Source organism: Corallococcus praedator, assembly GCF_003612125.1.
GTDB lineage: Bacteria > Myxococcota > Myxococcia > Myxococcales > Myxococcaceae > Corallococcus > Corallococcus praedator.
This window is the reverse complement of sequence record NZ_RAWI01001334.1, coordinates 1-400: the sequence shown is the minus strand read 5'-3', so window position 1 is coordinate 400 and position 400 is coordinate 1. Positions and strand designations below refer to the sequence as shown.

Below are 400 nucleotides of genomic sequence, written 5' to 3'. Positions count from 1 at the left end.
CGTGGCCACCGACCGCGAGCTGCTACTGGCGACCAGCCTTGCCAACTCCGGCGCTGGTACGAGCCAGTTGCTCGAGGACCGCCTTTCTGTGGCGCCACGGCGAGACGAGCGAGTCGAGGTCGTTCCTGGCGACTTGCTGCCGACGCTCGTAGTCCAGCTAGACGCGCATACTAGGTGTCCCCTCCCCCTCAACCTAGTACGCTACGAGTTCCTGATGCGCGTGGCGGGGGGCGCCTTGCCGAGTAGCTTTTCCCGCGAGTGTCACGAGGACATTCTCGCTTTCAAAAGCATGATCTTGGCAGCGCTCAACCGTATCCGCCCGCCTGAGGCAGTTGGAGATTTAAGCTTCCGCCTCCTGTCGCTGAATGCTTCCGGCGAGCCGGCCGATGAAGTCATTGAG

At 62.5% G+C, this 400-nt stretch carries 1 protein-coding gene; it reads left to right on the top strand.

The features are described 5' to 3' along the window. Positions 1 to 214 precede the first annotated feature (214 nt). On the top strand, positions 215 to 400 hold a 186-nt coding region (locus D7Y13_RS47560; RefSeq protein ID WP_208734741.1), incomplete at its 3' end, for a hypothetical protein.